The 19,141-nt window shown below is 64.8% G+C and carries 14 protein-coding genes; 9 read left to right on the top strand and 5 right to left on the bottom strand.

All coding sequences use genetic code 11. The annotated features are described in order from the left end of the window. Window position 1: 1 nt before the first annotated feature. From HH213_RS20515 to HH213_RS20500, 4 genes are all read right to left on the bottom strand, one after another. Complete coding sequence (locus HH213_RS20515) at window positions 2–2,086, bottom strand: putative bifunctional diguanylate cyclase/phosphodiesterase (protein ID WP_169113464.1); 2,085 nt, start codon at window positions 2,084–2,086, stop codon at window positions 2–4. Window positions 2,087–2,089: 3 nt separating this feature from the next. Further along, window positions 2,090–3,259, bottom strand: a complete 1,170-nt coding sequence (locus HH213_RS20510) for an EAL and HDOD domain-containing protein (RefSeq protein WP_110849820.1) — start codon at window positions 3,257–3,259, stop codon at window positions 2,090–2,092. Window positions 3,260–3,481: 222 nt separating this feature from the next. Next, the gene (locus HH213_RS20505) at window positions 3,482–4,099 is read right to left on the bottom strand and encodes a response regulator (protein WP_110849821.1); all 618 of its coding nucleotides are present in this window, start codon (window positions 4,097–4,099) and stop codon (window positions 3,482–3,484) included. Next, a complete protein-coding gene (locus HH213_RS20500; protein ID WP_169113463.1) occupies window positions 4,096–5,457 on the bottom strand; it encodes a cache domain-containing protein in 1,362 nt (453 codons plus the stop codon). Before HH213_RS20500 ends, HH213_RS20505 begins: the two co-directional genes overlap by 4 nt. Window positions 5,458–5,627: 170 nt before the next feature. On the opposite strand from HH213_RS20500, the gene HH213_RS20495 reads away from it, so the two are divergent. From HH213_RS20495 to HH213_RS20465, 7 genes are all read left to right on the top strand, one after another. Continuing rightward, entirely contained in the window at window positions 5,628–7,700 is a 2,073-nt protein-coding gene (locus HH213_RS20495; RefSeq protein WP_169113462.1) for a carbon starvation CstA family protein, read from the top strand. Continuing rightward, window positions 7,700–7,900: a YbdD/YjiX family protein gene (locus HH213_RS20490; protein ID WP_110849929.1), complete on the top strand. Its 201-nt coding sequence runs from the start codon at window positions 7,700–7,702 to the stop codon at window positions 7,898–7,900. Before HH213_RS20495 ends, HH213_RS20490 begins: the two co-directional genes overlap by 1 nt. An 89-nt stretch (window positions 7,901–7,989) precedes the next feature. Beyond that, the gene (locus HH213_RS20485; RefSeq protein WP_169113461.1) at window positions 7,990–8,859 is read left to right on the top strand and encodes a ThiF family adenylyltransferase; all 870 of its coding nucleotides are present in this window, start codon (window positions 7,990–7,992) and stop codon (window positions 8,857–8,859) included. After that, window positions 8,856–9,956, top strand: a complete 1,101-nt coding sequence (locus HH213_RS20480; protein ID WP_169113460.1) for a nitroreductase family protein — start codon at window positions 8,856–8,858, stop codon at window positions 9,954–9,956. Before HH213_RS20485 ends, HH213_RS20480 begins: the two co-directional genes overlap by 4 nt. Next, window positions 9,956–10,630: a DapH/DapD/GlmU-related protein gene (locus HH213_RS20475; protein WP_169113459.1), complete on the top strand. Its 675-nt coding sequence runs from the start codon at window positions 9,956–9,958 to the stop codon at window positions 10,628–10,630. Before HH213_RS20480 ends, HH213_RS20475 begins: the two co-directional genes overlap by 1 nt. A 142-nt stretch (window positions 10,631–10,772) precedes the next feature. Further along, window positions 10,773–11,690: a PEP-CTERM sorting domain-containing protein gene (locus tag HH213_RS20470; RefSeq protein ID WP_110849827.1), complete on the top strand. Its 918-nt coding sequence runs from the start codon at window positions 10,773–10,775 to the stop codon at window positions 11,688–11,690. 130 nt (window positions 11,691–11,820) lie between these two features. Continuing rightward, the gene (locus tag HH213_RS20465) at window positions 11,821–12,741 is read left to right on the top strand and encodes a PEP-CTERM sorting domain-containing protein (protein ID WP_169113458.1); all 921 of its coding nucleotides are present in this window, start codon (window positions 11,821–11,823) and stop codon (window positions 12,739–12,741) included. A 52-nt stretch (window positions 12,742–12,793) separates the two neighbouring features. Here the strand turns inward: HH213_RS20465 and HH213_RS20460 are convergent, their stop codons facing one another. Next, the gene (locus HH213_RS20460) at window positions 12,794–13,999 is read right to left on the bottom strand and encodes a glycosyltransferase (protein ID WP_169113457.1); all 1,206 of its coding nucleotides are present in this window, start codon (window positions 13,997–13,999) and stop codon (window positions 12,794–12,796) included. A 129-nt stretch (window positions 14,000–14,128) separates the two neighbouring features. Here HH213_RS20460 and HH213_RS20455 point away from each other — a divergent pair, with 129 nt between their 5' ends. Then, complete coding sequence (locus HH213_RS20455) at window positions 14,129–16,999, top strand: response regulator (protein ID WP_169113456.1); 2,871 nt, start codon at window positions 14,129–14,131, stop codon at window positions 16,997–16,999. Between the two features lie 2 nt (window positions 17,000–17,001). Then, on the top strand, window positions 17,002–19,140 hold the full coding sequence (locus HH213_RS20450; RefSeq protein ID WP_169113455.1) for a putative bifunctional diguanylate cyclase/phosphodiesterase: 2,139 nt from the start codon (window positions 17,002–17,004) through the stop codon (window positions 19,138–19,140). The last annotated feature ends 1 nt before the right edge of the window (window position 19,141 follow it).

Genomic DNA, 19,141 nt, shown 5'->3' with positions numbered 1-19,141 from the left:
CCTACGCCGCCCGGTAAGCGCTATTTGGTAACCAATTTTCCCGCAAAGCACGCTCGAACGCCTCCGCTTCCAGCGGTTTGGAGAACAGGTAACCCTGCACTTCGTCGCAGCCGGAATTCTTCAGGAAGGCCAGCTGCGCTTCGGTCTCCACACCTTCCGCAATCACTTTGTGCTTGAGCTGCTGGGCGATGCTGATGATGGTGTTGGCAATCGCGCAGTCATTGGTGTCTTCCGGAATGCCGATGGTGAACGAGCGGTCGATCTTCAAGGTGTCGATCGGGAAGCGCTTCAGGTAGGACAGCGACGAGTAGCCGGTACCAAAATCATCCAGCGACAAGGTCACGCCCAGCGCGGTAATCCTGTCCATGATGCCGATCACGCGGTCGATGTTGTGCATCAGCGTGCTTTCGGTGATTTCCAGTTCCAGCCACGTCGGCTCCAGGCCGTAGCGCTTTAAGGTTTCGCTGACGCGCCCCGGCAACGCCGCCGTGAACTCGCGCGCCGACACATTTACCGCCAGCCGGATCGGCGGCAGGCCGGCGTCTTTCCACACCTGCGCCTGCGCGCACGCGGTTTCCAGCACCCATTCGCCAACCTGCACCACCAGCCCGGTCGCTTCGGCCAGCGGGATGAATTCGGACGGCGGCACCAGGCCGCGCACCGGATGGCGCCAGCGCACCAGCGCTTCGGCGCCGATGATCTTGCCGTCAGGGATGGAATACTTGGGCTGGTAGTGCAGCAGCAGCTCGCCGTTGCCGAGCGCGTTGCGCAGGCCGGTTTCGATGCGCATGCGTTCCTGCATGCCCTGGTTCATGTCCTGGCTGTAGAAGGCGACGTGGTCGCCGTCCGCCCCGCCCTCCTGCTTGGCGCGGTACATGGCGATGTCGGCCAGCCGCAGCAGGGTTTCGGCGTCGGCGCCGTCCTGCGGATAGACGCTGATGCCGATGCTGCCGCCCACGCGCAAGTCGTGGCCGTCAATGAAGATCGGTTCGTTCAGCGTGGCGAGCAGTTTTTGCGCCACCATGCTCGCTTCGAAGTGCTGGCCGATGTCGAACAGGCCGACCGCAAATTCGTCGCCGCCCAGCCGCGCCACCAGGTCCTGGTCGCGCAGCACCGAGCGGAAACGGTGCGCTACTTCGACCAGCAGGGCGTCGCCGATGTGGCGGCCCAGCGTGTCGTTGATCAGCTTGAAGCGGTTGAGGTCGATGAACAGCACGCAGCCGTGCGCCTTGTTGCGTTGCGCGACCATCAACGCCTGGTCGACCAGCTTGGTCAGCAGGGTGCGGTTCGGCAGGCCGGTCAGGGCGTCGTAGTAGGCCAGGTGGTGGATGCGCTCCTCGGCCATCTTGCGTTCGGTGATGTCGGTCAGGTAGGCGATCAGGCCGATCGAGCGGTCGTTGATGTCGCACAGCGGCGACAGCGACAGGCTGGCCCAGAACACCTCGCCGCTCTTCTTTTTGCGCCGCACCTCCATCAGCCGCCCGCCCTGCTCTAGGAAAGCGTCGTGGAAGCCCATGTCTTCGTCATCGTAGAGGAACAGGATGTTGCGCCCCACCGCTTCCACCGCGGTGTAGCCGAACAGCCGTTCGGCGCCCTTGTTCCAGCTGATGATGAAGCCGTTCATGTCCATGGTCAGCACCGACTCGTGGATCTGGTCGAGGATCTGCGCCTGGTGCTGCAACTGCGCTTCCACCTGCACGTAGGCGTGGGTGGTGCGCTGGGCTACCGAATGGACTTGCAGCACGCTGGCCGCCAGGCTGGCCAGGCTGCTCAGGTGCTGACGGTCGAGATCGCTGTAGGCGGTGCGGCCGGAGACCACGAAGCGGCCGAAGAAATGCTGGTCGAAGTACAGGTCCTGGCTCAGGCTCGGCACAGCGTCGTCATTGGCGGCCTGCACCGCTTCGATCGGCGGACGCAGCAACAGCGCGGCGGCATCGGCCGGGATGTATTCGCCCAGCGGACTATTGAGCACGGCACGCAGGATGCGGCCCAGCTCTTCGGTCAGAGCGGTGCCGCGCAAGCGCAACACCGCGTCGCACAAGGCCGCGCTGTTGGTCAGGAAATCGGAGCCGGGTTGCGCGAGCATGGGTTAGATGTTCCTGCTCACCTGAATCGCCCAGTGGTAAGCCTGCAACTGCGCTTCCCAATAAGCTTCGTGGGTAATGCCGGCCTGTTCCAGGCTGGCGCCATCGTGCTGTTCCACCAGCTTGAGCAGGTCGCCCAGCGGGCCGGCGCGGTCCAGCAGCGCCATCACCACGTCGAGGTCGAGGCTGAGAGCGGCGACGATTTCGGTCATCGGCATCGCCAGCAGCACGTCCAGCAGCGAGAACACGCCAGCCACGAAGGCCATGTCCTGCTGGTCGCGGTCCCAGCCCAGTTCCTTGGCCAGCCCTTCCATCATCGCGGCCCGCACCGCCGCCAGCGGCAGCAGCGGGTTGGCCAAGCCGTCGTCCTGCTGGCGCGCGTACAGCAGCAATTGCAGCCAGCGCTGCAGCTGACGACGGCCCAGCACGTTGATGGCCTGGCCGAAGCTGTGGATCGGCGAGCTCAGCGCGAACGCAGCCGAGTTCACCAGTTTGAGCAAATGGTAGGCCAGCGCCGGGTCTTGCTTCAGCAGCACTTCCAGCTCGCGCGAATCGGCGTCGCGCGCCAGCAGGCCCAGCAGCGCCAGCAGGCGCTTGCGCGAGGTGCCGTCGCCGGCGTTGTTGTCTTGTGAAGGGTACTGGGCGAAGTCGCCGGCGAACCAGCTGAAGCCGGCCTTGGCGCAGTCGGCGATGCGTTCTTCGCTGTGCATGGCGGTCGCCAGATGCGGACCCGGCTGGGCGATTAGCGCCAGCATCGGCGGCAGCGTCAGCGACGCGTCCACCATCAGCGAACGGGCGCTGCACATAGTGGCGGCCGAGCCTTCGGCCACGCCGTCGACCATGATGCGGTAACCGGCGTCGGCATAGCCGGCCAGTTTGCGCTGCACGGCGACGTCGGCGCAGGCGCCGGCCGGCACGCGCAGGATGATGCGGTTGGCTGGCAGGTTCTCCAGCTGGGATTGTTCAAGCAGGTGCGGCTGCGGCACCGGCAGGATGCACTCCAGCGGCGCCAGGGCGGCAAACACGTCGGGCGTTTTCAGCAGCGTCAACGTAGCCTGGAAGGCGTCGCCGGCTTCGGGCGATACCTCGAACAGCAGTGCCACCCACTCATTATGAGCGTTGGATACCGCATGTAATTCCACCAGTGGAAACGGGCTGATTTCAGGCGCAGACATCAATATCTCATCAGGGTTATCCGCCCCATCTTAGATCAACAATTGACTTTAAGCAATCAGATACCATGAAGATAGTAATGTGATAAGCAATATTACCAATATAAGACCAATCGACGGTGCGGCAGTCGGTGCAGGAATATAGCAGATATTGCCGTACAAACACGCTCTGTTGACCATTGCTTAAGTTTTCACGTCACCTTGTAGGCTTTTTTGCCACAGTGCTTACTGGGCGTTTTGCACAGCGAAACGGATCAGCTCGGCCTGCCCTTCAATGCCCAGCTTGCGCTTGATGTTGAGGCGGTGGGTCTCCACGGTGCGCACGCTGAGGTCGAGCGCGCGGGCGATCTGCTTGTTCGACTCGCCATGGGCGATGTGGCGCAGCACCTCGTGTTCGCGCGAGGTCAGCTGGTTGTCCTGGTTTTGCGGCTGGGCCAGCTGGCGGGCCAGCGCGGTGCTGTAATAAATGCCGCCCGACATCACGGTTTCGATCGCCACCACGATGTCCTTGCCGGGCGCATCCTTGAGCACGTAACCGCGCGCGCCGGCCTGGATCGCCTGCGACACGTATTCCAGCTTGTCGTGCATCGACAGAATCAGCACCGCGATCTGCGGAAACGCCTGCTTGAATAGCGCAGTGGCCTCGATGCCGTTGACGCCGCGCATGTTGATGTCCATCAGCACCAGGTCAGCCGGATGGCGCGCTGCCTGTTCCAGCGCCTCCGCCGCGCCGCCGGCCTCGGCCACCACTTCAAACTGCGGCATCGCTTCCAGCCGCGCGCGCAGCCCGTCGCGCACCAGGGGATGGTCGTCTACCAGCAGGATTTTGATCGTATTCGTCATAGCATAGGACTGTTGTTAGCGGCATAGGCGGAAACCACCGTGCCGTCGGTCGAGGACTGGATTGCGAACCGGCCGCCGATGGCGTCCATCCGCTCCATCATATTACGCAAGCCGATGCCGCGCTGCGGATGCAGGGCAATGCCTTCGGCGTCGAAACCGTGGCCGTCATCGCGAATGCGCAACGACACGCCATGCGCCTCGCCGGCCAGCGTGATGTCGATGCGGCTGGCGCCGGCGTGGCGCTCGATATTGGTCAGCGCTTCCTGCGCCAGCCGGAACAGCACGGTGTTGGCGACGTCCGGCAAGGCGTCGGTGCAGCCGGACGCTTCAAAGTGTACCGGAGTACCGCTGCTCAGGGTGTACTCCTGGCCCAGGTGATGCAGCGCGGCGGCCAGGCCGATGTCGTCCAGGATGGCCGGACGCAGATTGTGCGAGATGCGGCGCACCTCCGCCATCACATTGCTGAGCTGGTCGGCGGCGTGCTCGAACACCGCCTGCGCCGCCGGCTGCTGGCCGCTGGTCAGCCGGATGATCCCGGCCTCGATCTGCAGCTTGATCGACACCAGCCACTGGCTGATGCCGTCATGCAAATCGCGCGACAGCCGCGCCCGCTCCTCTTCCTGCGACTCCACCACCCGCTGCGCCAGCACCTTGAGCTTGGCGTCGGCCACCCGCAGTTCGCTGATATTCAGCGCCAGGCCGGAGCTGGCCACCGCCACCGCGGCGGCAATCGCGATGCCGGCAATCCACAGCATGGTGTTGTGGATGTTGCCGGACTGCTGGACGTCGATCTTGGCCAGCGCCTGGTCGACGTCGTCCAGATAAATCCCGGTGCCCATCATCCAGCCCCACTTCGGCATGGCGATCACGTAGCCGAGCTTGGCCACCGGCTTATGGGTAGACGGCTTGACCCACATATACCGCTCCAGCCCGCCACCGGCGCGGGCCCGCTGCAGCAGATTCTGGATGGTCAGCTGGCCGTACTCGTCGCGCAGACCGTACAGATTCTGGCCGACCAGCTCCGGCTGGCGTGGATGCATCAGCGTGTTGCCCTGCATATCGTAGAGGAAGAAATAGCCGTCGTCGCCGTAGCTGAGCGAGGACAGGATGCGCATCGCCTCTTGGCGCGTGGCTTCGTCGTCGCGGCCGGATTCGTACAGATGCGAAATCGAGTGCGAAGCCAGCGCCACGTAATGCTTCAGTTCGGCTTCCTTGCTGCTCAGGTAAGCCTGCTGGATGGTGGCGCGCTGCTGCTCGGCCAGCAGCACCGACTGATGCCGCACCGCCAGCGCGATCGCGCACAGCGCCAGAATCAGCGGTGTGATTGCCAAAAAAATCACCTTCTGCCGCAACTTCATCGAGCCGTCCCTCCTTATTCTTGTAGCCGGGATTCTACGCCCCCGCCCGCCCATCAGCCTACGTAGTTGTACGCAGCCGCCGTGCGTATTGGTGCGCTTGTTACTGATATCAGCTTGATGAATACTAGTCATAAGCCGCAAAAAGCGGCAAAGCAAACCTTGGAGGAAGCATGAGTACCGCACCAACTACCCTGGCAAGCAAGCTGGGGTGGGCCGCTATGGCCCTCGCCGGCGCTTCGGCGCTGGGCGTCGTCGCCCTGCACCGCGGCGAGTCGATCAGCGCGATCTGGATCGTCATCGCCGCCGTCTGCGTCTATTTGATCGCCTACCGTTTCTACAGCCTGTACATCGCCGACAAGGTACTGGGCCTGAACGCCCGCCGCCAGACGCCGGCCGGCAAGCTCAACGATGGCCTCGACTACGTCCCCACCAATAAATACGTGCTGTTTGGCCACCACTTCGCCGCCATCGCCGGCGCCGGCCCGCTGGTCGGCCCGGTGCTGGCCGCGCAGATGGGCTACCTGCCCGGCATGCTGTGGATCCTGGCCGGCGTAGTGTTTGCGGGCGCGGTTCAGGACTTCATCGTGCTGTTCATTTCGATGCGCCGCGACGGCCGTTCGCTGGGCGACCTGATCAAGGCCGAGCTGGGGCCGATTCCCGGCAATATCGCCTTGCTGGGCACCTTCATGATCATGGTCATCATCCTGGCGGTGCTGGCGCTGATCGTGGTGAAAGCACTGACCGGCTCGCCTTGGGGCAGCTTCACCGTGATGGCGACGATCCCGATCGCGCTGTTCATGGGCGTGTACTCGCGGTTCATCCGCGTCGGCCGCATCGGCGAAGTGTCGATCATCGGTTTCATCCTGCTGATGGGCGCCATCTTCGGCGGTCAGTATGTGCAGGAAAACGCGGCGCTGGCGCCGATGTTCACCTTCACCGGCACCGAGCTCACCTGGATGCTGATCGGCTACGGTTTCGTCGCTTCGGTGCTGCCAGTGTGGCTGCTGCTGGCGCCGCGCGATTACCTGTCGACCTTCCTGAAAATCGGCACCATCGTCGGCCTGGCGCTGGGCATCCTGATTGTTGCGCCGCACCTGCAGATGCCGGCCTTCACCAAGTTCATCGACGGCACCGGCCCGGTGTGGTCGGGTTCGCTGTTCCCCTTCCTGTTCATCACCATCGCCTGCGGCGCCGTGTCCGGCTTCCACGCGCTGATTTCGTCCGGCACCACGCCCAAGATGATCGAGAACGAAAGCCACGCCCGCTTCATCGGCTATGGCGCGATGCTGATGGAATCGTTCGTCGCCATCATGGCGCTGGTAGCGGCCTCTACCATTGATCCGGGCGTCTACTTCGCCATGAACTCGCCGGCCGCGCTGCTCGGCACCACCGCCGAGTCGGCCGCGCAGGCGGTGTCGCAGATGGGCTTTTACATCACGCCGGAAATGCTGATCCAGACCGCCAAGGACGTTGGCGAGCACAGCATTATTTCGCGCGCTGGCGGCGCGCCGACCTTGGCGGTGGGCATGGCCCACATCCTGTCCGGCGTGCTGGGCGGCCGCGAAATGATGGCCTTCTGGTACCACTTCGCCATCCTGTTCGAGGCGCTGTTCATTCTGACCGCCGTCGATGCCGGCACCCGCGCCGGCCGCTTCATGCTGCAGGATCTGCTGGGCGCCTTTGTGCCGGCCATGAAGAAAACCGAAAACACCTTCGCCAACCTGGTCGCCACCGGCCTGTGCGTGGCGGCCTGGGGCTACTTCCTGTACCAGGGCGTGGTCGATCCGCTGGGCGGCATCAACACGCTGTGGCCGCTGTTCGGCATCGCCAACCAGATGCTGGCGGCGATCGCGCTGATCCTCGGCACTTGCGTGCTGTACAAGATGAAGCGCGGCCAGTACGCCTGGGTCACCATCGTGCCGACCATCTGGCTGCTGCTGTGCACGCTGACGGCCGGCTGGCAGAAGATTTTCGCCGCCAACCCGAAAGTCGGCTTCCTGGCCCACGCGTCCAAGTACCAGGCGGCGCTGGATGAAGGCAAGATCCTGGCCCCGGCCAAGTCGATCGCCCAGATGCAGCAGGTGATCTTCAACGATTACCTGGATGCCTCGCTGGCCGGCTTCTTCGTGATCGTCGTGTTGAGCGTGCTGATCTTCGGCGCCCGCACCGTGCTGGCGGCACGCGCCAACAGCAAGCCGACCGCCAACGAAAGCCCGCTGGTGCTGACGCCGCAGGTGCCATGATGCTGGGCGACATCGCCAAGGCCGGCCGCTACCTCGGGCAAAGCATGCGCCTGATGATGGGCTTGCCTGATTACGACGTCTACGTCACGCACCGGGAAACCACCCATCCGGGCGAGCCTTATATGACGTACGAGGAATTCTTCCGCGAACGGCAGGAGGCCCGCTACGGCGGCGCGGGCAAGCGCGGCGGCTGTTGCTGATCACAGGCCGGCTCCCAGGAGCCGGCTTTTTTCATCCACGGCGGAACTTTCGACCGTCCCCATGTGTCCAACTGGAAAATGGGAGACGCATGGCACATCAATTTATTTACCAACAGGCGTTCGCGCGCAACATCGGCTGGGTCACCAATGACGAGCAGGCCACGCTGCGTAACAAGCGCATCGCCATCGCCGGCATGGGCGGCGTCGGCGGCGTGCATTTGCTGACGCTGGCGCGGCTGGGCATCGGCGCGTTCCATATTGCCGATTTCGATACCTTCGACATCGCCAACTTCAACCGCCAGGTCGGCGCCACCATGGGCACACTGGGCCGGCCCAAGGTCGAGGTGCTGGCCGAGATGGCGCAGGATATCAATCCGGAAGTGAAACTGGTGCGTTTCCCCGACGGCATCCGCCAGGACAACCTCGCCAGCTTCTTTGAAGGAGTAGACTTGTATGTGGACGGCCTGGATTTCTTTGCCTTCGACGCGCGCCAGGCCACCTTTGCCGCCTGCGCCCGGCTCGGCATTCCGTCCGTGACGGCGGCGCCGCTGGGCATGGGTACGGCCGTGCTGAGCTTCCTGCCCGGCCACATGACGTTCGAGGATTACTTCGGCTGGGGCGACAAGCCGGACATGGAAAAAGCCCTGCGCTTCCTGGTCGGGCTGGCGCCGGCCGGATTGCACGGGGGCTACCTGGTCGATCCGTCGGCCATCAACCTGAAGGAGCAGCGCGGCCCGTCCACCATCATGGGCTGCGAATTGTGCGCCGGCGCCGCTGCCACCGAAGCGCTGAAGATTTTACTCAACCGCGGCGACGTACGGCCGGCCCCGTGGGGCTACCAGTTCGACGCCTTCCGCAACAAGCTGGTGCGCACCTGGCGTCCCGGCGGCAACCGCCATCCGCTACAACGGCTGATGATGATGCTGGCCCGACGGCGTCGGCCAGGAGGGGAACCATGAACAGGATGGAACAGCAACTGGACGCCACACTCGAACAGATCCTCGACCTGGCGCGCTGGGCGCCCAGCGGCGACAACACCCAGCCGTGGCGCTTTGAAGTGCTGGACCATCGCCGGCTGGTGATCCATGGCCACGACACGCGCGACCATTGCGTCTACGACCTCGACGGCCATCCCAGCCAGATGTCGATCGGCGCGCTGCTGGAAACCATGGCCATCGCCGCCAGCACCTTCGGGCTGGAGATGCGCGCCGCGCGCAACATGGACACGCCCGAAGCGCGGCCCACCATCAGCGTCGAATTCGTGCCCTCGCCCGGTCTGCCGGCCGATCCGCTGGCCGACGCCATCCTGCCGCGCGCCGTGCAGCGCCGCCCGCTGAGCCGGCGTCCGCTGACCGTCACCGAAAAAACCACGCTGACCGCCGCGCTGCCGGACGGCTATCGCGTGCACTGGCTGGAAGGCAGCCAGCGCGTGGCGGCCGCCCGTCTGATGTTCCGCAACGCCAAGCTGCGCCTGACCATGCCGGAAGCGCACCGCGTGCATCAGTCCATCATCGAGTGGAACGCCCAGTACAGCGAAGACCGCATTCCCGACCAGGCGCTGGGCGCCGACCCGATGACCACCAAGCTGATGCGCTGGGTGATGCAGGACTGGCAGCGCGTGCGCTTCTTCAACACCTGGCTGGCTGGCACGCTGGCGCCGCGCCTGCAGATGGACCTGATCCCGTCGCTGGCCTGCGCCGCGCACCTGGTGCTGGTGGCGGTGCAGCGGCCGCAGCGCATGGACGACTATATCGCCGCCGGCCGCGCCATGCAACGCTTCTGGCTGACCGCCACCGCGCTCGGCTTGCAGATGCAGCCGGAAATGACGCCGCTGATTTTCTCCCGCTACGTGCGCGAGAACCGCGTGTTTTCCGGCACCGCCGGCATGCAGGAAAAAGCCGTCGAGCTGTCGCGCGCGGGCGCGGCGCTGCTCGGCCAGCAGGACTGGGAAGCGGCCGTGTTCATGGCGCGCATCGGCGCCGGCCAGCCGGCCACGGCGCGCTCATTGCGGCGGCCCCTGCGCGAACTGCTGGTGCCGGTGCATGGAGGCGGCTGATGCGCGCCATCAAATTCTGCCAGGTGGCGGTGTTCCTGTGGCTGCTGCTGGTGATCCTGGCGCTGGCCATCGGCACCACCGCGCTGGTGGTTGATCGTCTGCCGCTGGGCGACTTTCGCGGGGTGACGCTGGTGCTGGCGGCGGTGCTGCTGATTTACCTGTACGCCTTTCTGGTCTACCGCCTGTTCCTGCTGGTGCTGCCGCTGCCGGAAGGCGAAGTGGTTGAGCACTCGCGCGACGAACTGGTGGCCAACGTCAACAGCCTGTTCTACCTGCTGCTGTTTAACTCGCTGATCTGCACCCACTTCATCCCGGTGCCGATCCAGCGCCTGATCTACCTGGCGCTGGGCGCGCGGCTGGGCGCCAACACTTACAGCGCCGGCGCCCTGCTCGATCCGCCGCTGACATGCATCGGCAGCAACACCATCATCGGCCACGAAGCCGTCATCTTCGCCCACGTGGTGGAAGGCGCGCGGCTGGAACTGCTGCCGGTCCAGATCGGCGACACCGTCACCATCGGCGCCAAGGCGGTGGTGATGGCCGGGGTGCAGATCGGCGATAACGCCATCGTCTCAACCGGCGCCGTGGTTACCAAAAATACCCGCATCGGCGCCGGCGAAATCTGGGGCGGCATCCCTGCGCGCAAGCTCAAATCCGCACCAGACGCGGCCTGACGGATATTTTTACACCGGCCGCCGCCAACGCTGCCTAAAGCCGCGCAAGTGCTTGATTCCACAGCATTTGCATCCACTGGCAAGGCTTTTGCTCTTGATACGATACGGCCTCGATTCCCGTGGCCCTTTTCGAGGAGCACACATGAAAACCTATCAACCCGCGCTGGCGGTCGCCATCCTGGCCGGCGCGCTGGCGGCGCCACTGACCGCCAGCGCCGGCCCCACGCTCGGCCTGGATCCGACCGGTTCGGGCGCCTATAGCACCTACGCCGACCTGTGGACCAATGTTACCGATACCGGCCTGGCCACTGGCTTCATTCCCGGCCGCATCGTCGGCCCTGGCGCCACCGCGCCTTATCTGACCGAACTGCGCTCGCAAATGGTGGTCGGTACTATGTCGAACAGCAACATCCCCGCCATCGTCACTCCGGCCGGGCTGAACAGCACTTTCGAAATCAGCAAAGTGGTGCGCTTCCAGGAACTGGTGACGGCGCAAACCCCCACCACCATCAACTTCGGCCTGCCACCGAGCCAATCGGCGGCGATGGACGTCGATCCGCTGCACGCCGGCGTGCAGAACCTGGCCATCTACCTCGATAACATCACCGACGGCAGCCGCGCGGTTCCCGGCAATGGCCCCAACACCGTGCGTTGCTATGGCGCCGGCGTCACCTCGGCCGGTTGCGGCGCGGGCGGCGATGGCGACGGCCTGCTGATCCTGTCCGGCCACCTGGTGTTCAACGAAGCCAGCTTCAGCGCCAGCGGCGCGGTCGGTACCGGCTCGTTCGACTCGCGCTTCATGATTGACTATGTCGATCCGCTGTACCTGGACGTGGTCACCGGTTCGATCTTCATCGACAAAATCACCGGCACCACCAACGTGCCATCGTTCTTCACGCCCACCACCATGTGGGACGGCTCCACCCCCACCACAGTGCCATTCCTGAAGGTCGACTCGTCGCAGAGTTTCGCTTCGATTCCGGAACCTGCCACGCTGGCACTGATCGGACTGGGCTTTGCGGGCCTCGCGCTGGGCACGCGTCGCAAAGTGCAGTCCTGACCGCAGCAGCGGTATTGACAGCGGATCGGCAGAACAGCGCCGGCCCGCTTTTTTTCTGCCTTTTTCTATCGCTGCGGCTGAATTTTTTACCTACGGCCTCAATTTCCGTGGCCCTTTTCAAGGAGAACACATGAACACCCATCAACCCGCGCTGGCTATCGCCATCCTGGCCGGCGCGCTGGCGGCGCCACTGACCGCCAGTGCCGGCCCCACGCTGGGCCTGGACCCGACCGGCACGGGCAACTACACCACCTATGCCGACCTGTGGACCAACGTCACCGACACCGGCCTGTCCAGCGGCTTCATTCCCGGGCGCATCGTCGGCCCCGGCGCCACCGCGCCTTACTTGACCGAACTACGCTCACAAATGATGGTCGGGACTATGTCGAATAGCAACATCCCCGCCATCGTCACGCCAGCAGGGTTGAACACCACTTATGAGATCACCAAACTGGTCCGCTTTCAGGAACTGGTGACGGCGCAAAGCGCCACCACCATCAACTTCGGCCTGCCGCCCACCCAGTCGGCGGCGATGGATGTCGATCCGCTGCACGCCGGCGTGCAGAACATGGCCATCTACCTCGATAACCTCACCGACGGCAGCCGCGCCGTTCCCGGCAACGGCCCCAACACCGTGCGCTGCTACGGCGCTGGCAGCACCTCGGCCGGTTGCGGCGGCGCCGGTGGCGACGGCGACGGCATCCTGATCCTGTCCGGCCATCTGGTATTCAACGCCTCCAGCTTCAGCGCCAGCGGCGCGGTCGGCACCGGCTCGTTCGACTCGCGCTTCATGCTCGACTATGTGAATCCGCTGTACCTGGATGCAGTGACCGGCTCCATCTTTGTCGACAAATTTACCGGCACCACCAACGTGCCGTCGTTCTTTACCCCCACCACCATGTGGGATGGCTCCACCCCCACCACGGTACCATTCCTGAAGGTCGACTCGTCGCAGAGTTTCGCCACGATTCCGGAACCTGCCACGCTAGCACTGATCGGACTGGGCTTTGCCGGCCTCGCGCTGGGCACGCGCCGCAAAGTGCAGTGCTGACCGCCGCAGCGGTATTGACAACGGAGCGGCAAACAGCACCGCTCCGCTTTTTCTATCTTTGCAGGATGCGCGCCAGACAACCCGCCAGCCGCGCGCCGGCATCGTAACGCTGGAATTGCTGCGCCACCCGCGCCGCGCCCTCGCGCGACTCCGGCTGCGACAGCAGTTGCAGTACAGCCTCGCGCAAGGGCTCTTCCGCCAGACGGTCCGAGCGCAACAAGGCACCGGCGCCGGCGCGCAGCACGCCATCCATGTTCAGATATTGGTCCAGGTTGCCGGCGATGCCCAGCACCGGCACGCCGGCCGCCAGCGCTTGCTGGCTGGTCGGGCTGCCGCCATTGCAGATCACCAGCCGCGAACGCGCCGCCGCCAGTTCACCGGGCAGGTAGTCCGCTACCAGCGCGTTGTCCGGCAGCACGCCGACGTCGACGTTGCCGGCGGTGGCGGCGATCACCGTCACCGGCAGTGGCGCCAGCGCCTGCAGCACTTGCGGCAGCAAGCCGCCCTGCCCCGAACTCCCCAGCGTGACGTAGACGATGTCGCGCATGCCGGACACGCCATCCCACCACGCCGGCAACTCGCCGGGCGGCGACCACATCACCGGCCCCAGGTAGCTATGTGACGCCGGCAAATCACTCGGCGGAAACATCTCCGGAATATCGGCGTACAGCACGTAGTCGGCGTCGGTGTAGATGCGCCGCAGATCGTGCCCCAGCGACGGCAGGCGGTAGGCGCGACGCACCTGATTCAGCGGCCGGCTGTGCAAGGCAAACGCCAGCGGCCGCACCAGGTTGAACAAGCTGTCGGCCAGCGGTATCGGCAACACGCGCGCCAGCGCAATCGCCGGCACCTGGTAACGCTGCGTTACGTAGGGACTCCAGTAGGCGTTGGTGACGCTGACATACGGTACCTTCACCAGCCGCGCGCTGACCGACAACGACAGCCGGAAATCGCCGACCACCACATCGGGCCGCAGCTCCTGCAACAGGCGCATATCGTCCAGCACGTACTGCGCCAGCGTCGGCGCGTCGTACACCGGTTTGCCGGCCGCCAGCGCAGCCAGGAAGCGCGCGCTGGCGATGCTGGTCAGCGGCCAGTTGCTGAGCTGGCTACCCTGCAAGAACCGTTCGTAACCCGGCGCGCAGGCGAAGTGCACGTCGTAGCGCTGGCGGTCGAGCATCTGCGCCAGCGCCAACGGACGGCCTACGTGGGCCAATGTGACCGCCTCGGCCACGAACAGGATTTTTTTGCGTTCCATCCCCCTAGCTTGCGACGCTCGCGCGCACGTTGTTTGAGGCAGCGCAAACGTGCGGCCTTAGACCAGGATCAATGTCGAGTTTGCCAGATACATATATTTTTCCTATTGGAATTTATTGAGAGGCGCGCGATGTTCAACTTTGAACGTTCCGGTCTGAGCCAAAAGCTCACGATCATGTCCGTGGTGTCCACTGGTAGCGCCTTGCTGCTGGTGTTCGTCGCATTTGCCGCCACCGCCGTGCTCAGCCACAGCGAGGATTCGCGTCAGCAACTCTCATCGTTGGCCGGCGTCATCGGCAGCAACAGCCGCACCGCCCTGTTGTACGTCGACCGCCACCAGGCCGAGCAGACCCTTGCCACGCTGGCGGTCGAGGAAGACATTCTGCAAGCAGCGCTGTACGACAGCGACGGCAAGCTGCTGGCACGCTACACCTCGCCGCGCCTGCCGCAGAAGCAGACCGGACCGGATAAGCTGAGCGCCAGCGTCAGCGCGGCCGACGTCAGCAGCGAACGCAGCGGCGCGCCATGGGCGCCGGCGCTACGCGTCTACCGCGTGCTGCGCGATGGCGAGACGGCGGTCGGCGTGGTGATGCTGGAAAGTTCGCAACTGCGGATGTGGCTGGACATCCTGAAAAACCTCGGCGCCGCCATCGCCGCCGCCGCGCTGTCGTTCATGATGGCGCTGCTGACGGCGGCCCGCTTCAAGGGCAGCATCGCCGAACCGGTCGGCCAGTTGATCGCCGCCGCCCAGCAGGTCAGCCGTGGTCACGCGACGCCGCGCATTGTCCACCAGCGCAGCGACGAGCTGGGGGCGCTGATCGACAGCTTCAACGACATGCTGGCGCAGGTGGAAGGCCGCGACGCCGCGCTGGCCGAATATCGCGACCAGCTGGAACGCCAGGTCAGCGTGCGCACCGAGCAGCTGGAAAAAGCCAAGAACTCGGCCGAGGCCGCCAGCCAGGCCAAGAGTGCCTTCCTCGCCACCATGAGCCACGAAATCCGCACGCCGATGAATGGCGTGCTCGGCATGACCGAGCTGCTGCTGGCCACGCGCCTGACGGAACAGCAACGCCACTACACCAGCATGGTCAAGCGCTCAGGTGAGCATCTGCTGGTGATCATCAACGACATCCTCGACTTCTCCAAGATCGAAGCCGGCAAGCTGACGGTGGAATACATCCACTTCAATTTCCGCGACCTGCTGGCCGACATCGACAATGTGTTCTCGCCGCAGGCGCACGCCAAGGGGTTGCGGCTGGAGCTGGACATCGCCTACAACATCCCGCTCAGCATCTGCGGCGATCCCAACCGGCTGCGGCAGGTGATTTTCAATCTGCTCGGCAACGCCATCAAGTTCACCGACAGCGGCCAGATCATGCTCAAGGTGGTCGTCGCGCAGGAAGATGCGCAATCGGTCGGCCTGCGTTTCGAGGTGCATGACAGCGGCATCGGCGTTTCGTCCGAAGCGCGCGCACGCATCTTCGATTCCTTCTCGCAAGCGGACGGTTCCACCACGCGCAAGCACGGCGGCACCGGACTGGGCCTGGCGATCTCCAAGCAACTGGTGGAATTAATGGGCGGCACAATAGGCGTCGACCATGCGCTAACTCAAGGATCGGTCTTTTGGTTTGCCGTAAATTTTGACAAACGTCGTATCGATATCGACGATCCATCCACCGCAACCCAGGGAATCCGCGCTTTGATTGTCGATGAACAACCGGCCAGCCGTGCCGCGCTGGAACGGCAACTGGCGGCCTGGCGCATCAGCCATGCCAGCGCCACCGCTAACGAGGCCGTGTCCCAACTGCGGCAGGCGGCGGCACGCGACCAGCCCTACGACGTGGTGCTGCTCGACATGGAACAGCCGCGCACTTCCGGCCTGGCGCTGGCGGCCGCCGTCCGCGCCGACCGCACGCTGACGCCCACCCGCCTGCTGTTGCTCAGCACCGAGCGCAATGCCGCCGACGGCGTACAACGGCGCGCCGCCGGCGTCGCCTTCCAACTGATCAAGCCGCCACGCGAGTGCGACCTGTACGACGCCATCGTCACCCCGGTGCGCGGTCGCGACAGCCGGCCGGCAGCGGACGCGACTGCGGCCGAAACCACGACGCCGCGCCCGCCCAACCTGGCCGATTCGATGGCGGTGGCGGTGGCGGTGACGGCGCCGCCGGTCAGCGCACTCAGCACCGGCGCACTGGCGGGCACACGTCCGCGCAAGCGCCGCAAGGTACTGCTGGCGGAAGACAATCCCGTCAACGTCGAAGTCGCCAGCGCCATGCTGGAAGGCCTGGGACTGGACGTCAGCCGCGCCTGCAACGGCGAGGAAGCGCTGCACTCGGTGCAGGCCGACGATTTCGACCTGATCCTGATGGATTGCCAGATGCCGGTGATGGATGGTTTTGCCGCCACCACCGAAATCCGCCGCCACGAACAGCAACGCGGCCGCGCGCGCAGCCTGCCGATCATCGCCATCACCGCCAACGCGCTGCAAGGCGACCGCGAATCCTGCCTGGCGGCCGGCATGGATGATTACCTGAGTAAGCCCTTCACGCAGCAGGCACTGGGCCAGACATTGTCGCGCTGGATCAGCCTGCCGCGCGTGCCGGCTACATCGGCCGCGCTGGCCGAACCGCCGCCGCCCAATGACGAACCGATCAACCAACAAGCACTGGATAACATCCGCGCCCTCAGCCCGGCCAACGGCGACGCGCTGCTGGAACGCGTGCTGCAAGCCTTTCTGAACGACACGCCGGGCCACCTGCACACCCTGCGCCAGGCGATTGCCGCCGACGATGCCGAACAACTGCGCAAGAGCGCACACAGTCTCAAATCCAGCGCCGCCAATGTCGGCGCCAACGCACTGGCCCAGCGCAGCAAAGAGCTGGAGCAACTGGGACGCAACGATACCACCGCCGGCGCCGCTGTCCTGCTGGCTGACATGGAACGATCTTTCCAGGCCGCGCGGCAGGCGTTGGGAGCAATGCTGGAAAAGGAAACCTGATCATGGCAACTTCCCCCAAACGCGGCCTGGTATTGGTCGCCGACGACGATCCCACCATGCGGCTGCTGATGCTGGAGATGCTAGCCCAGGTCGGCCTGGACGCCATCGAGGCCGAGGACGGCGTCAAGGCGCTGGCCTGCTACCACAGCGTGGCGCCCGACCTGGTGCTGCTGGACGTCGACATGCCCGGCATGGACGGCTTCAGCGTGTGCCGCGAAATTCGCCGGCTGGAAACGCAGGTGAGCGTGCCCATCATCATGGTCACCGGCGGCGACGAGCTGGAATCGGTGACCCGCGCCTACGAGGCCGGTGCCACCGACTTCGTCTCCAAGCCGATCAACTGGCCAATCCTCGGCCACCGCGTGCTGTACGTGCTGCGCGCCAGCGACGCCATCAGCCGCCTGCGCATCGCTGACGCCCAGCACCGCGCCGTGCTGGCGGCCATTCCGGACACCTTCTTCCGCATGAACAAGGATGGCTATTACCTCGACTACGAACAGGGCCACGAGGCCAGCAGCGTGTTCTCCACCGAGCGCTGCGTCGGCCAGCACCTGAGCCAGGTGCTGCCGGCCGACATCGCCGAACACATGCTGGAGCAGGTGCAAACGGTGCTGGACACCCAGCACATCCACTCGCTGGACTACGAACTGCCACAACCCGGCCCGGCGCCGCGCGTGCGCCACGGCGAACATCCGGCGCCGCAGCCGGTGCGCCATTTCGAGGCGCGGCTGGTGGCCACCGGACCGGACGAGGTACTGGGCCTGGTACGCGACATCAGCGAACGCAAACGCAGCGAGGAGCAGATCCGCCGTCTGGCCTATTGCGATTCGCTGACCGGCATTCCCAACCGCCAGGCCTTTCTGGAAACGCTGGAAGCCGAGCTGTCGCGCTCGCGCAAGGCTAACAAGAAATTCGCCGTGCTGTTCATGGACCTGGATGCCTTCAAGCGCATCAACGACACGCTGGGCCACGACGTCGGCGACCATCTACTCAAGGCCGTTTCCGAACGCCTGCGCGAAACCACGCGGCCGGGCGACCTGATCTCGCGCACCGAGGCCGCCACCAACCTGGCGCGGCTGGGCGGCGACGAATTCACCATCCTGATTCCCGACCTGGAGCGGGTGGAAGATGCGCTCAACGTCGCGCACCGCGTCAAGGAAGCGATGCGCCGGCCGTTCCTGCTGGACGCGCACGAAATCTTCGTCACCGCCAGCATCGGCATCTCGCTGTATCCGGAAGATGGCGAGGACTGCAACTCGCTGCTCAAGTATGCCGACACCGCCATGTACCACGCCAAGAACTGCGGCAAGAACAACGCCAAGCTGTACAGCTCATCGCTGACCATGCAGATCATGAGCCACGTCAAGCTGGAGGTGGGCTTGCGCAAGGCCTTGCAGAACGACGAACTGTACTTGCTGTACCAGCCGCAGATCGATGTCGCCAGCGCGCAGATCACCGGCTTTGAAGCGCTGGTGCGCTGGCGCCATCCCGAGCGCGGCGTGATCTCGCCGACCGAATTCATTCCCTTGGCCGAAGAGACCGGGCTGATCGTGCCGATCGGCGAATGGGTGCTGCGTACCGCCTGCCAGCAAGCCATGGCATGGCAGACGCAGGGCAAGCCGCCGGTGCGGGTGGCGGTCAACCTGTCGGCCAAGCAGTTCAAGGATGAGAATCTGATGCAGATCGTGCTGTCGGCGCTGCACGACACCGGCCTGCCGGCCGAGCTGCTGGAACTGGAACTGACCGAAGGCACGCTGATGGACGATGCGCGCGCCACCATGGCCACGCTGGAACAGCTGCGCGGCATCGGCGTGTATCTGTCGATCGATGACTTCGGCACCGGCTACTCGTCGATGAACTACCTCAAGCGCTTCGACGTGCGCGCGCTGAAAATCGACAAGAGCTTTATCAGCGGGCTGCCGCTGGACTCCGAAAACGCCGCCATCACCCGCGCCATCATCGCCATGGCGCACGGGCTGAAGATGGCCGTCGTGGCCGAAGGCGTGGAGACCGACGCCCAGCTGGTGCTGCTGGAACAATACGGCTGCGACATGGTGCAAGGCTACTACCTCGGCCATCCCTCGCCGCCCGACACAATCCACCGCATGCTGGCCAGCCAAACCGCGCTCGCTACGGTGTGAA

Source organism: Duganella dendranthematis, from assembly GCF_012849375.1.
GTDB classification, from domain to species: domain Bacteria; phylum Pseudomonadota; class Gammaproteobacteria; order Burkholderiales; family Burkholderiaceae_D; genus Rugamonas; species Rugamonas dendranthematis.
This window is presented reverse-complemented; position numbering and strand designations above follow the sequence as displayed.